The organism is Dyella amyloliquefaciens (assembly GCF_004296575.1).
Classification (GTDB): domain Bacteria; phylum Pseudomonadota; class Gammaproteobacteria; order Xanthomonadales; family Rhodanobacteraceae; genus Dyella; species Dyella amyloliquefaciens.
Genome location: NZ_SAYT01000001.1, coordinates 270,436 through 283,119, shown reverse-complemented (window position 1 = coordinate 283,119; position 12,684 = coordinate 270,436). Strand labels below are relative to the sequence as shown.

The 12,684-nt window shown below is 64.8% G+C and carries 9 protein-coding genes and 1 pseudogene; 5 read left to right on the top strand and 5 right to left on the bottom strand.

Going from position 1 to position 12,684, the window contains the following annotated elements; translation table 11 throughout:
* Positions 1–34: 34 nt before the first annotated feature.
* A pseudogene (locus tag EPB08_RS01140) lies at positions 35–223 on the top strand (amidohydrolase); the annotation flags it as partial.
* A 27-nt stretch (positions 224–250) separates the two neighbouring features.
* Here the strand turns inward: EPB08_RS01140 and EPB08_RS01135 are convergent.
* Together EPB08_RS01135 and EPB08_RS01130 are read right to left on the bottom strand one after the other, a co-directional pair.
* On the bottom strand, positions 251–2,344 hold the full coding sequence (locus EPB08_RS01135) for a TonB-dependent receptor family protein (protein ID WP_130617856.1): 2,094 nt from the start codon (positions 2,342–2,344) through the stop codon (positions 251–253).
* Positions 2,345–2,494: 150 nt separating this feature from the next.
* Positions 2,495–3,289 (bottom strand): helix-turn-helix transcriptional regulator, encoded by a 795-nt coding sequence (locus tag EPB08_RS01130; RefSeq protein WP_165418355.1) that lies wholly within the window; start codon positions 3,287–3,289, stop codon positions 2,495–2,497.
* Positions 3,290–3,532: 243 nt separating this feature from the next.
* Between EPB08_RS01130 and EPB08_RS01125 the strand changes: the two genes are divergently transcribed.
* The 4 genes from EPB08_RS01125 (at position 3,533) to EPB08_RS01110 (ending at position 9,562) form a co-directional block, all read left to right on the top strand.
* Positions 3,533–4,021 carry a RidA family protein gene (locus EPB08_RS01125; RefSeq protein WP_130617224.1) on the top strand — a complete coding sequence of 163 codons (489 nt, stop codon included), beginning with the start codon at positions 3,533–3,535 and terminating at the stop codon, positions 4,019–4,021.
* Positions 4,022–4,033: 12 nt separating this feature from the next.
* Complete coding sequence (locus EPB08_RS01120; protein WP_130617223.1) at positions 4,034–5,278, top strand: aminotransferase class V-fold PLP-dependent enzyme; 1,245 nt, start codon at positions 4,034–4,036, stop codon at positions 5,276–5,278.
* Between the two features lie 175 nt (positions 5,279–5,453).
* Positions 5,454–7,730, top strand: coding sequence for a TonB-dependent receptor (locus tag EPB08_RS01115; protein WP_165418354.1), 2,277 nt, complete (start codon positions 5,454–5,456; stop codon positions 7,728–7,730).
* A gap of 89 nt (positions 7,731–7,819) precedes the next feature.
* Positions 7,820–9,562 carry a M61 family metallopeptidase gene (locus EPB08_RS01110; protein WP_130617221.1) on the top strand — a complete coding sequence of 581 codons (1,743 nt, stop codon included), beginning with the start codon at positions 7,820–7,822 and terminating at the stop codon, positions 9,560–9,562.
* A 38-nt stretch (positions 9,563–9,600) separates the two neighbouring features.
* Here the strand turns inward: EPB08_RS01110 and EPB08_RS01105 are convergent, their stop codons facing one another.
* The 3 genes from EPB08_RS01105 to EPB08_RS01095 form a co-directional block, all read right to left on the bottom strand.
* Entirely contained in the window at positions 9,601–9,837 is a 237-nt protein-coding gene (locus EPB08_RS01105; RefSeq protein WP_130617220.1) for a hypothetical protein, read from the bottom strand.
* Positions 9,838–10,004: 167 nt separating this feature from the next.
* Positions 10,005–10,175 carry a glycosyl transferase family 39 gene (locus EPB08_RS01100; protein WP_130617219.1) on the bottom strand — a complete coding sequence of 57 codons (171 nt, stop codon included), beginning with the start codon at positions 10,173–10,175 and terminating at the stop codon, positions 10,005–10,007.
* 128 nt (positions 10,176–10,303) lie between these two features.
* On the bottom strand, positions 10,304–12,673 hold the full coding sequence (locus EPB08_RS01095; protein WP_130617218.1) for a GH92 family glycosyl hydrolase: 2,370 nt from the start codon (positions 12,671–12,673) through the stop codon (positions 10,304–10,306).
* Between the last annotated feature and the right edge of the window lie 11 nt (positions 12,674–12,684).

The following is a 12,684-nucleotide window of genomic DNA, read 5'->3' as shown; positions in this document are numbered from 1 at the left end:
GCTAGCATCGGTTCACCACATGTGGAGGTCGTCCATGCGCCAGACCGTGCTTGCCCTCGCCCTTGCCGTCGCCGCCATCGGGTCCGCCCATGCCGCCGACACCACGCAGCTGGTCCAGAACGAGCTGCCCCAGGTCACCAGTTGGCGCCGCGACATCCATCAGCATCCCGAGCTCAGCAACCGCGAGACACGCACCTCTGCCCTGGTCGCCGCGCAACTGAAGTAGCCGCGCCGCGAAGTTGAACCGGGCTCAGAAGCTGAGGCGCGCGCCGAGGAGCCAGGTGCGTCCCGGCGCGGGCTCGTAATAGCGGCCGTTGCCATCGTTGACGATGACCGAGCCGATGTACTGCCGGTCGGCGAGGTTGTCCACGCGCGCGCTCAGCTGCAGCCGCTCCTTCTCGCCGAGCACGAAGGTATAGGCGACATCGGCATCGAGTACCGCGTAACCAGCGGCCGTGGCGGTGCCGACGTCATTCGCCGTGGTCATGCCCGCACCGCTCAGCGTGAGCCCTTCGCGCCAGCCGATGTCACTGCCGTGCTGCAGGCGTAGCGAACCGTAGTCCTCGGGCACACCCGGCATGCGCGAACCTGCCGCCACCGGCACCGTCGGCGTGGTGCACGGCGTGGTCACGCAGGTGAGGAAGCCACTGCGGAACTGCGCCTGCAGATGCGTGTAGCCGGCAATGAGGTGCCAGTCCGGCGCGAGCTCGCCATCAAAGGAAAGCTCGATGCCCTGCCGGCGCGTGTCGTGCACGTTGCGATAGGTGGTACGCCCGTTGACGCTGGTGGCGATGGCGAGTTCGTCGCGCGTGTCCGCGCGGAACAGCGCCGCATCGAACTCCATCGTCGGAGCCAGCTGCCACTTCAGGCCCGTCTCGTAGTTCTGGCTGCGCGCGGGCCTCAGGTTGAAGGCAAGCCCAGGCAGCCCGTCGCTGCGATAGCCAAGTTCGTTGTAGCTGGGCGTCTCGAAGCCCTCGCCGTAGCTGGCGTAAAGCCGCAACGCATCGCCGGGGCGGTATTGCACGGCCAGCACGGGCGTGGTGGCGGCGTAGTCGACGCTGCCGCTGTCGTCCGGATTGCGCGGCGTGATGTAGTAATCATGCTCGTCGAATCGTACCTCGTCGTGCCGCAGCCCCAGCATCAAGGCCCACGAAGGCATGAAGTGCCAGTACCACTGCGCGTACGCATCGACATCGTCGACGTTGTCATCCTCGTCACGGCGCAGGCTGCCCTTCACGCCCAGCGTCGTGCCCACGAAGTTCTCGTAGCCCAGGCGATGCTGCCGCTGGTAGTCACCGCCCGCACCCAGCACGAACTCGTAGTCGCCGCCGGCGAGCTGGCCCCGATGCGACCAGCGCAGATCAGCGCCGCCGTAGTGGGTGTCCGGCTCCACCACACCGCCGGGCTGCAGCGGATTGAGCTGGGTGACCACGGGAATCGACTGGTACTGCGTGATCTCGCGCTCGCCGTAATAGACCATCGCGCGCCATTGGCCGTCGTCGCCGGAAGGCCGCTCGTAGATCAGGCCGACCTGATCCTGCCGCGTGCTCTTGCGCGTATCGAACTGCAACGCTGCGGGCGAAGCCTGCCGTGGATTCGCCTCGACCTGAGCCTTGGTGAGGCCCATCGGGTCTTCCGCGCGTGGCTGGTTCAGGTGGTTCGCCACCACCGTCAGCGTTTGACCCTGCCCGAGGTCGAAACCCAGTCGTGCATGCGCCGACTGCCGGTTCACACGACTGTGCTGCCGATAGCCGCCCGAGAGGTACTGCGAAGCGGCAACGTTGTAATCCATCAGGCCCACGGTGCCTCGCGTGTCGGCGCTGTAACGGAAGCTGTCGTAGCTGCCTCCGTATACGCCCAGCGTGGTCTGCGGTGTTGAAGTCCCTGGCGCGCTCCACATCTGCAGCACGCCGCCGGCGGCATTGCCGTAGAGCACGGAGAACGGCCCGCGAAGCACCTCCACGCGATCGGCCGTGTCCAGCATGAAGTGCGACACCTGCCCCTGGCCGTCCGGCAACGTCGCCGGCACGCCATCGAGGTAGAGGCGGATGCTACGCACGCCGAAGGTGCTGCGCGAACCGAAACCGCGTATCGAGATCTGTTCGTCCTGCGCATAGTTCTGACGGTCGCGCGCCAGGATGCCGGGCACGCCTATCAGTGTCTCGGAGAGATTGACGCCCGCTTCTCCCGACTCCGATGGCGCCACGCGCACCACAGTGAGCGCCGCGGGCACATCGAGCGGCGGCATTCCCAGGCGGCTGGCGTTGACCTGCACGGGGGAAAGCGTGGTGGCGCTTGCCTGCGGTGGTGCCTGCTGGGCGAAGAGTGGTGCACCAGGCAACATCGAAGCGATCAACGTACCTGCCACCCGGCCAAGACGCCGCGATGGCGATCGCTTCTTCAAAGGTGTCGCGAGGTCACATCGCATCGTCATGAAGTGGTCGATCGTCTTCCGGTCGCGATGCAGAGTGACGGCATCAGTCCGCCGCCAGCGCTACTTGCGCCCCGCCTTCCGCTTCACCCGCTCCGGCAGCAGTGACGTATCGGCGCTGCGCTGGCGTAGCGCGTCGAGGTAGTTGTAGACGCTGAAGCGGGTAACGCCGAGGGCGGTGGCGGCACGTTCGACGCCGCCTTTCACGATGAACAGGCCGCGCTGCATCATGGTCTCGACAGCGTGGATCTTTTCGTCCTTGTCCATCGCGGACACCGGTTTGCCGAAGCGATGCACCGCCTCGGCAATGATCTCCTTCATCAGCGCATCGATGCCGGCAGGTGCATCGCGCGCCGGCTCCGACTCCTTTGGGCGCGACAGCATGCTTTGCAGAAATGCATGGGCCTGCACCACCACCGACATGTCGGCGTTGACGCAAAGGCTGGCGAAGTTGGTGCCGCCGCTGTCGCGGAAGATCACGGTGGACGACTGCAGTTCCTTGCCGCCACGCGTGAAGGTCTGGTAGTCGGCGATGACGGAGTGCTCGTCCTGCGCGCCTTCCTGCAGGGAGCGCAACAGCTCGACGAAGCCCTTGTCGCCGTCGGGACCGCTCAGGATCGATTCCCCCACCGACCGGCCCGACACGTGGCCGTTGAGGATCTTGACGATCGAACTCTCCGGCTGCGTGAGGTCGTGCAGCACGATCTCCACGTTCTCGCCGACGAAGCTGCCTACGACATCGACGATGGGGCGCAGCGCCGCGAACATCGCCTCGCGCTCGGCGTGCAGGCTGGCCGCAACCTCTGCGCGCGGCGACTTCGCTACGACGGCGCTGGTGCGTGAGGACTTGGCTGCCATACGTCGGTGTTTCCCATCGCAAGAGTGAGGTGCGCGGCGGCGCTTGCAGCACCTTACGTGGTGACTGCCGATTCGGCCAGCGCGCCCGGATGTGGCGAAAGTCAGCCCCGGGATTGCTTGACAGCGTGTCGCGCCACTGATATTCAACAAACTGTTGATCAAGTCAACAACAAGTTGAATTGTAGCCATGAACACCCTGCGCCAGGATGACCGGCGACAGGACTTTGCACGGGGAATTGGGGAATGGGTGAGATCGAACGCCGACTTGCGGACCTGGGGCTGACGCTGCCACCGGCCATGCCGATGCTGCCGGGCGTGCGCCTGCCCTTCTCGCTCGTGCTGCGCCAAGGCTCCCGCCTGTTGTTCTCCGGCCATGGTCCGCAGGCACCCGATGGTGGCATCCATCCGATGCGGGGCAAGCTGGGCGCCGAACTGGGCGTGGAGGACGGTTACGAGGCCGCGCGCCAGGTGGCGTTGTCGGTGCTCGGCAGCATCCAGCGCGAAATCGGCAGCCTCGATCGCATCACCCGCTGGGTGAAGGTGCTCGGCCTGGTCAATTCGACGCCGACGTTCTGCGCGCAGCCCGCGGTGATCAACGGCTTCTCCGACCTGATCCTGTCACTCTGGGGCCCCGAACGCGGCGCGCACGTGCGTTCCGCCGTGGGCATGGCGCAGCTTCCCTTCAACATTCCGGTGGAAGTCGAAGGCGAGCTCGAGATCGATGGCGACTGACGAGGCCCGCACGTGACGATCTCCCGACGACAACTGCTGAAGGGCCTGGCCCTCGCACCAGCGCTGACGCTGGTGGGACCGGCCGTGGCCGCGTCGCAGCGTCGGGCCTCGCTCGTACCCGGGAATCTGGCCAGCGACTTCGATGTCGTGCGCGAGGAAACCTGCCTCGACAACGCCCGCTGGCACCCGATGAGCCGCGGTGCGCGTGCGCAGGTCGACGCCTACATGGCGTACAAGGAGCGCGGCGTGTGGCATCCGCCGGACCTGATCGACCGCCTGCAGGCTTCCGTCCGCGAGAACTTCGCGCGACTGATCAACGCCGAGGCCCGCGAGGTCGCCTACGTCAACAGCACCACGGCCGGCGAAACCATGCTGGTCGGCAGCCTCGGCCTGCCGGACAAGGGCGGCAACATCGTTACCGATGCGCTGCACTTCGAGGGTTCGCTCTACATGTACGGCGCGCTCAAGAAACAGGGCATGGACGTGCGCTGCGTGCGCCCCACGCCTGACTGGCGCATCGACCTGAAGGACATGGCGCGCGTCATCGACGACAAGACGCGCCTGGTGGCGGTATCGCTGGTGTCCTTCATCAACGGTTTCCAGCATGACGTGAAGGCGCTGTGCGATCTGGCGCACTCACGCGGTGCCGTGGTGTACGTGGACGCGGTGCAGGCCGTCGGCACGCTGCCGGTGGACGTGCGTGCGCTCGGCGTCGATGCGTTGGGCAGCGCCAGCTACAAGTGGCTGATGGGCGACTTCGGCATGGGCTTTCTCTATGTGAACCAGCGCCTGATACCGCGCCTTCGGCGCATGGTTTACGGCTACCGCCAGCTCGACAGCTTCGACTACCACGCCTTTCCGGGCGATCCGCCGGGCGAGTACCCCGCGTCGTGGTCGCAGCACGAGGATGCCGCCGGCTATTTCGAGATCGGCACGTATTCCAACGCCACGCTCGCCGCGCTGTCCTATTCGCTGCCGCAGATCCTCAACCTGGGCCCGGATGCGATCCAGCAGCACACGCAGACCTTGATCGCGCAGCTGCAACGCGAGCTGCCGCGGCTCGGCTATGCCTCGATGACGCCGCCCGATGCGAGGTCGTCGATAGCCACCTTCATCACGAAAGACCCGGACAACACGACGGCCAGGCTGCGCAAGGCCAACGTGGACGTATCGGTGCAGGGCGGACGCATGCGTGTGTCGCCGTCGATCTACAACACGCAACGCGATGTGGAGAAGTTGCTCGAAGCCCTGAGTTGATGTTCGCGAGTTTCACAGCCGCCCCACCCGGCTGACGGCGCTGCTGCGCCTTCCAACAGGTGACGGAGAGGTATCCGGGCCGGTTCCGGATAGGGAATTGCTGTCGATCGAAAAGTACAAGCCGATGGAATGCCCGTCGGCCCAGTCCAGCCAGAATCATTCGTGGGGGAGAACCATGACCAAGCCAACCATTCATTCACCGAAGGCAAACACCCTGAGCCGCGCGATGCACAAGGCGCTGTTCGGCACCGCCGCGCTCGCCTTGCTGGCACTGGCGCAGCCCGTGTTTGCCCAGGACGCATCGCAAACCGACGCATCCAAGGACGCCTCCAGCCAGAAGGCCAAGACGCTGCAGAGCGTGACGGTCACGGCGGAAAAGAAATCGGAATCGGAACTCAATGTGCCGATCTCCATGACCGTGGTGGAAGCCGCGACCATGCTCAACACGGGCATGTCGCAGCTGGACGACTACTACGCGAAAGTGCCGGGCCTGAGCGTGAACGATCGCGGCTCGGGCCGCTCCACGCTGGTACTCCGCGGCATTTCCGCGGGTAGCGAGGACAACCCCACGGTGGGCATCTCCATCGACGACGCGCCGTTCGGTTCGTCCACCACCGACTACTCGATCTCCGACATCGACCCGTTCGACATCGACCACATCGAAGTGCTGCGCGGTCCGCAGGGCACGCTCTACGGCGCCAGCAGCATGGGCGGCCTGATCAAGTTCGTGATGGCCGAGCCCGACACCGACAGCGTTCACGGCCACGTGCAGTCGGACGTATCCAGCACCGATCACGGTGGCATGGGGTACGCCATGCGTGCATCGCTCAACATCCCGCTGCGTGCTGACATGGCCGTGCGCGTGAGCGCGTTCGATCGCCAGGATGCCGGTTACGTCGACGACCCGCTGCAGAACAAGCACAACGTCAACAGCGGCGATGGCAAGGGCGGCCGCCTGTCGTACCTGTGGAACGTCTCCGACGCGTTCACCATCCACGCTTCGGCGATGGCGCAGAACACGCATACCGACAGCTCGGCCCGCGTGGACATGGAGGAGAACAGCTACACGCCGGTGTACGGCCCCTACGAGCATGCGCGCCTGCCGGGCACGGACATGTCCGACACCAAGATCCGCATGTATACGGTGCAGATGGATGGCAAGCTCGGCTGGGCCGACCTCACCTCCGTCAGCAGCTACAACCAGTATTCGCTGGTCGGCCCGCAGGACGTCTCGGGCACCTTTGGCGGCATCGCCAACATGATCTATGGCATCCCCGGCCTGGGCGTGAAGATCGTCAACGATAACGACACCGGCAAGTTCTCGCAGGAACTGCGCCTGTCGTCGCCCGATGACGGTCGCCAGCTCAGCTGGCTCGCCGGTGGCTTCTTCACGCGCGAGCACACCACCGGCTTCCAGCAGGTGCTGGCCGTGAACGGCACCACGGGTGGCGATGAAGGACTGGGCTCGATGTACGACGGTACCTCGCCCTCCACGTTCAAGGAACTCGCCGCGTTCGGTAACGTGACCTACCGTTTCACCGATGCGTTCGACGTGCAGCTTGGCGGTCGCTTCAGCTCGGTGGACCAGCACTTCTCCAGCGCGCTCTCCGGCCCGCTCAACGGCGGCGACTCGAGCACCAGCGACACGGCCAGCGACCATAACTGGACCTACAGCTTCAGCCCCCGCTATCACATCAGCAACGACGTGATGACCTACTTCCGCGTGGCCACGGGCTATCGCGCAGGCGGCGCCAACTCGTTGTTGCTTATGGACGAAGGCAAGTTCCCCTCCCAGTACAAGTCCGACAACCTCACGAGCTACGAGTGGGGCATCAAGGGCGACTTCGCCGATCACACGCTCACGCTCAGCGGCGCGCTGTTCTACATCGACTGGACCAATATCCAGCTCAGCGAGATCTCGCAGGATTCGGGCAACACCTATTTCGTGAACGCCGGCAGCGCCAAGAGCCAGGGTGCGGAACTGAGCCTGAGCTGGCGTCCGGTGCGCGGCCTCTCCATCGTCGCCAACACGGCGTACACCGATGCCGTACTCACCAAGGACACGCCGGACGGCACCTATGGCAAGTCCGGTGACCGCCTGCCCTACTCGCCGAAGTGGTCCGGCAATCTCGCCGCGGACTACACCTTCCCGCTGGGCAGCGGCTGGGACGGCAACGTGGGTGGCGGCGTGACCTACATGGGCAACCGCGAAAGCAACTTCACCGCATCCGCCGAGGCGCAGCGCTTTGAGCTTCGCTCCTACACCACGGGCGAGCTGCATGCCGGCGTACAGTCGAACGACTGGAACGTGAGCCTGTACGTGAAGAATCTCACCGACACCCGCGGTTACCTGAGCGCCACCCCGCAGAACAACACCACCGGCGTGAGCTCGTATGGCCTGCTGCTGATCCAGCCGCGCACGATCGGCGTTTCCGCTACCTATAACTTCTAAGCGCGACGTACGCTTGACCCCACGCCCTGGTATCGGCCGTGAACCTCCGATGCCAGGGCGCTTTTTCATCTCACCGGACGACCGCAACCATGGCGACACGCAGGACGGGTTATTCCTTCGGCAGCAGGACTCTCGCGCTAAGCGCGCTCGCGGCGGCATTGGCTCTGTCCGTCGCACCGCACGCCATGGCCTCGACCGACAACACCGTCGACGTGACCCTGCGGCCCGCCGCCATGGACACGGCCCACAAGATTCCCTTCGTCGACGTCACCATCAGGGCAACACCGGAGGCAGCGGCGGGCTCGCCCCTGCTTCGCTTGCCGCTGGTGAGCAGCAACGTGAAAACGGTCGCTTCGTCGATCGAGAACCTTAAGGCCAGCGATGCCGACGGCCCGCTCACCCTGAGCAGCCAGGACGACCCCGATGGTCCCAAGCCATATCGCCACTGGAAGGCCTCGCGTGCCGTCCATGGAGCGCTGACGATCAGCTATCGCGCGCCGATCACCGACGCACTCAATCCCCTGGGTGCCGCGCCACCGCTCGAGCTCCGCAGCGAATCGGGCGGTTTCTCCGGGCTCGCGGGCACCTATGTGATGCTTCCGGACACCGATAAGACCTATCGCCTGAAGATGGCGTGGGATTTCTCCGCGCTCGGCGGCGATGCACTCGGCGTGTCGACCCTGGGTGTCGGTACGCAGGCAAGCGCCGCGAAGACCCCCGAAGAACTGGAATCCACCTTCACCATGGGTGGCCACATCAGCCACGAACCGTCGGCGCCGGCAGCCGATGGCTTCTTCTCGGCCTGGCAAGGCGAGCCCCCGTTCGATGCACGGGCACTCATGCAGTGGACGCACCGACTCTACGGTTCGTACCTCACCTTCTTCGACAACCGCGGCGTGACCTACAACGTCTTTCTCCGCCGCAACAAGGTCAATCCCGGCGGCGGTGTCGAGGTGGCGAATTCGTTCGTGGGTACGTTCGACGAGGGAACTCCGGTGGAGGAGTTCAAGCTCACTCTCGCCCATGAAATGGTGCACACCTTCGTCGGTGCGCTGGATGAAAAGGACGAGCTCGCCGCGTCATGGTTCTCCGAAGGCCTGGCGGTTTACTACCAGCGCCTGCTCCCGTATCGCGCCGGCCAGATCAGCCGCGATGCCTATCTGCAGGACATCAACATCACGGCGGCGCGCTATTACACCGACCTGCTGAACACCACGCCGAACGAGCAGATTCCCGCGCGCTTCTGGGCCGACACGCGCGTGCGTGTGCTGCCATACGACCGTGGAGCGCTGTACTTCGCGCAGCTCAATGCGGAGATCGTGAAAGCATCCCGCGGCAAGCGTTCGCTCGACGATCTCGTGCTGACCTTCCTGAAGCGCCGCACCGCAGGGCAGCCCCTCACGCAGGCTGCGTGGGTCGATGCCGTGATGCACGAGCTTGGCGCGACCGGCAAGCAACACTTCGACGACATGCTGAGCGGCAAACCCGTCGTGCTCGACTCGGATGCGTTCGGCCCTTGTTTCCAGCGCACCCAGGAGCCCATGCGCCGGTACGAACTCGGCTTTGACCCCACCGTGCTGGTTCAGCCCAAGCGCGTCATTCGCGGCCTGGTGCCCGGATCAGCCGCTGCGGAGGCCGGTCTCAAGGATGGCGATGAAATCCTGAAGCCGGTTCCGCAGGACGGCATCCAGGCGGATCAGACGGCCAGGCTGAAACTTCAGATCCGCCGCGGCGACAAGGTGTTCGATGTGTCCTACCTTCCGCGTGGAGAGACGATGCCGACCTGGCAGTGGATGGCCAGCGGCAACCCGTCGTGCACGACCGCTCACTGAGGCGACGTGCGCGAAAGCCGTTCACGGGCTGACAGGGGTTAGCCCCTGCCCGCTGGCCTGCTGAGGTCAGTCAGCCCGTGACGTTCGGTGAGATCGTAGAGCTGCTGCCACCACCAGCCCCGATCGGCATCCGCTATCGCGGCTGAAGGCACGTGTGTGCTCGCCTCGATGGCGTACCAAAGCTCTTCCTCTGCCGAGCCTGATGCCTTGAGCTGGCGAAGCTCCACATCCAGTTGCTTGAACCGCTCCGCCAGATGCTCTCTCGTGAGGCGCATACCGGATCCACCGTTCGTTTGACTGACGCCAAACGATGCGCCTTCGAGACTTTCGAATACCTTAATCGGCCCTCATCGACGACCGGGCATTAAGCATCCCTTTGGTTTGCGCCAGCAGCGGGCGCTGCCCCCATGAAGGGGCGGTCGAGCCGAAGTGTGCGCGGTGTTCAGCGCCGGACCGGATGCAACGCCCTTCGCCAAACGGCGACTTCCAGGATCAGTCCCATGGCGACCAGCACATAGCCGACGAGCGGGGCACCAAAGAACAGCGGACCGAAGCCCGTGGTGTAGGCGGCGACCGCGCCGATCAGCAAAAGGAATGTGACCAGTTGGCGCATCGTGGAACCTCCCGCTGCTTCAGGTGGGACCAGCCTAGCGCACGAAATGCTCAGCGAATGTTAGGGCACACCGATCATCGCGGCGGGGGACGGCCCGTGAAGGCCGCGCCGCGATGAACCAGTGTTCGTCATTCCATCGGCGTCATCGACCGTGGAGCATCCTGCGGGTTTGCACCCCAGTGCTTGTTGGGCTCGGGCCCCATCGTGAGTACCAGGGTGGCGCCGTTCTCGATGTCGGCATGGCTGAACCAGGGCTTGGTCCACGGCTTGCCGTTGAGCGTCGCCGACTGGATGTACATGTTCCGCGCGGAGTTGTTGCGCGCAACGATCTCCAGGACCTTGCCGTTGCCCATGTGCAGGCGAACACGGTCGAAGATCGGGCTGCCCAGGATGTAGTCGGGGCTGGAAGGATCGACCGGGTAGAAACCCATCGCACTGAGCACGTACCACGACGAGGTCGAGCCCTGGTCATCCATGCCGGGATAGGCGTAGCCGCTGGCATCGCTGCCATACATCTCGTCGAGGATGCGGCGCGCCAGCGCCTGCGTCTTCCACGGCTGGCCACTCCAAGCATAGAGATAGGCCGCCTGCTGATCGGGCTGGTTGCCTTGCACGTACTGGCCGATCAGGCCCGTGCAGTCGCGACAGATGCCCTTGGCGGTGTAAGGCGTGGAGAAGAACGCGTCGAGCTTGGCGTTGAACGCATCACGCCCGCCGAGCAGCTTCATCAGGCCCTGCACGTCATGGGGTACCAGCCACAGCGTGGACCAGCCCGAGGCTTCCTTCATCATGAAGTTGTAGTACGGCTCGCCCGGATCGAACGGCGAAATCCACTTGCCGTCCTCGGCACGTCCCCGCATGAAGCCCACGGAAGGGTCGAATACGTTGCGGTAGTTCCCGGCGCGGCGCAGGAACATCTGCGCGTCTTCGGTCTTGCCGAGTCGTTGGGCGACATCCGCCAGCGCGTGATCGTCCCAGGCATATTCGAGCGTGGTGGCGGCGCCCGCCTTGCCACCGGCATAGGGCGGGCTGGGATTGTTCGGCGGAACGATGTCGGAGATCCAGCCGTTCTTCTCGTACTCGGCGAGATAACCGCGCGGCCCCTTGGGATCGGTCGCGTTCTTGCGCAGGTATTCGTAAGCCGCGGCGTAGTCGAACGGAATGCCACGCTGCCACGCGCCGTCATAGAGGAACACCGCGTGATCGCCGTGGAACGAGGTATCCATGTAGCCACGTTCGCGCGCACGGTCCAGCTCCGAACGCATGATGTCCTGCACCACGTCCGGCTCGATCAGCATCAGCAGTGTGATCTGGTTGCGGCCGGTATCCCAGAAGGGTACGGGGCCGTAGCGATCGTAGCTGGCCACCTGCACCTTGCCGTCCGCACCGGTGAAGTGTTCGCCCTTGCGCGCAAGCAGTCGCGGGCTGGCAAAGGAGTGGTACAGCGTCGAATAGAACAGACTGCGCTGCTTCGGCGTGCCGCCGCTGACTTCGACGCGGTCGAACAGTTTCGCCCAGGCCGCACGTGCCTGCGTGTGTACTCGCTCGAAGTCCGTATCCGGGTCTTCATCGCGCAGCCGCTGTTCGGCTTCCTCGGCGCTATGTCCGTGAGCAATCTTCACCAGCACCTGCTCGCCGACCTTGGTATCGAAGGTGACATAGGCGCCTGCGTAGCTGCCGGATACTGCGCGCCGCTGGGGCTGCACGTCCGCGTCGCCGATGCCGTAGCCTTCGTGATCGTGATTCGCGCGGAACGTGCCGAACCCGGCGAACGGGCGTGAGAACTCGGCAACGAACCAGGTGCCATCGGCATCGCGCTCAGGATGTCCGATCTTGTTAATACCGCGAATGGTGCGGTCGCCGATCACTTCCACGTCACCGCCGGGACGACGCAGGTTGATCACGACGTTGGAACGATGGCTCGCCGGAAAGGTGAAACGCATCAGGCTGGTGCGTCGCGTCGCGGTGAGTTCGACCTTGGTGTGAAAGTTGGCGAGATCGACGGAGTAGTAGCCGGGCGATGCCTTCTCGCTGGCCTTGTCGTAGGTCGCTTGCGCGTAGTCGGGCGGAACGGTCCAGTCGCCGACCACCGGCATGATCATCGGCGAGGCACCGCCACCGTAGGTCGATCCGCCGCCGGTGAAACCGATCATGGTCGGGTTCGGGTAGTAGTACGACATGCCGACGCCCGAGGGATAGCTGAGGTCGACATTGAGGTTGACCGGCGTCGCTTCGGTCGAACTCTGCGGCAGGCTCGCACCCGGCGACGTCATGCCCGAATACAGCGGCTCACCCGGAGGCGGCGAGTTGCCGATGAGTTCCTGCCGGTCCAGCGGCGCGGTGCCCACCAGCGGGTTGGCTTCATCGATGGCCGATGTCGCAGGCGGCGTCGGCTTGCTGTTGGTGGCATGACCCAGGCCGATGATGCCAAGTGCGGCCACCAACAACGTCACGGCGAGGACGGTACGACGAGGAAAGCGTGCCCAAAGCAATGTCATGATTTTTTTCC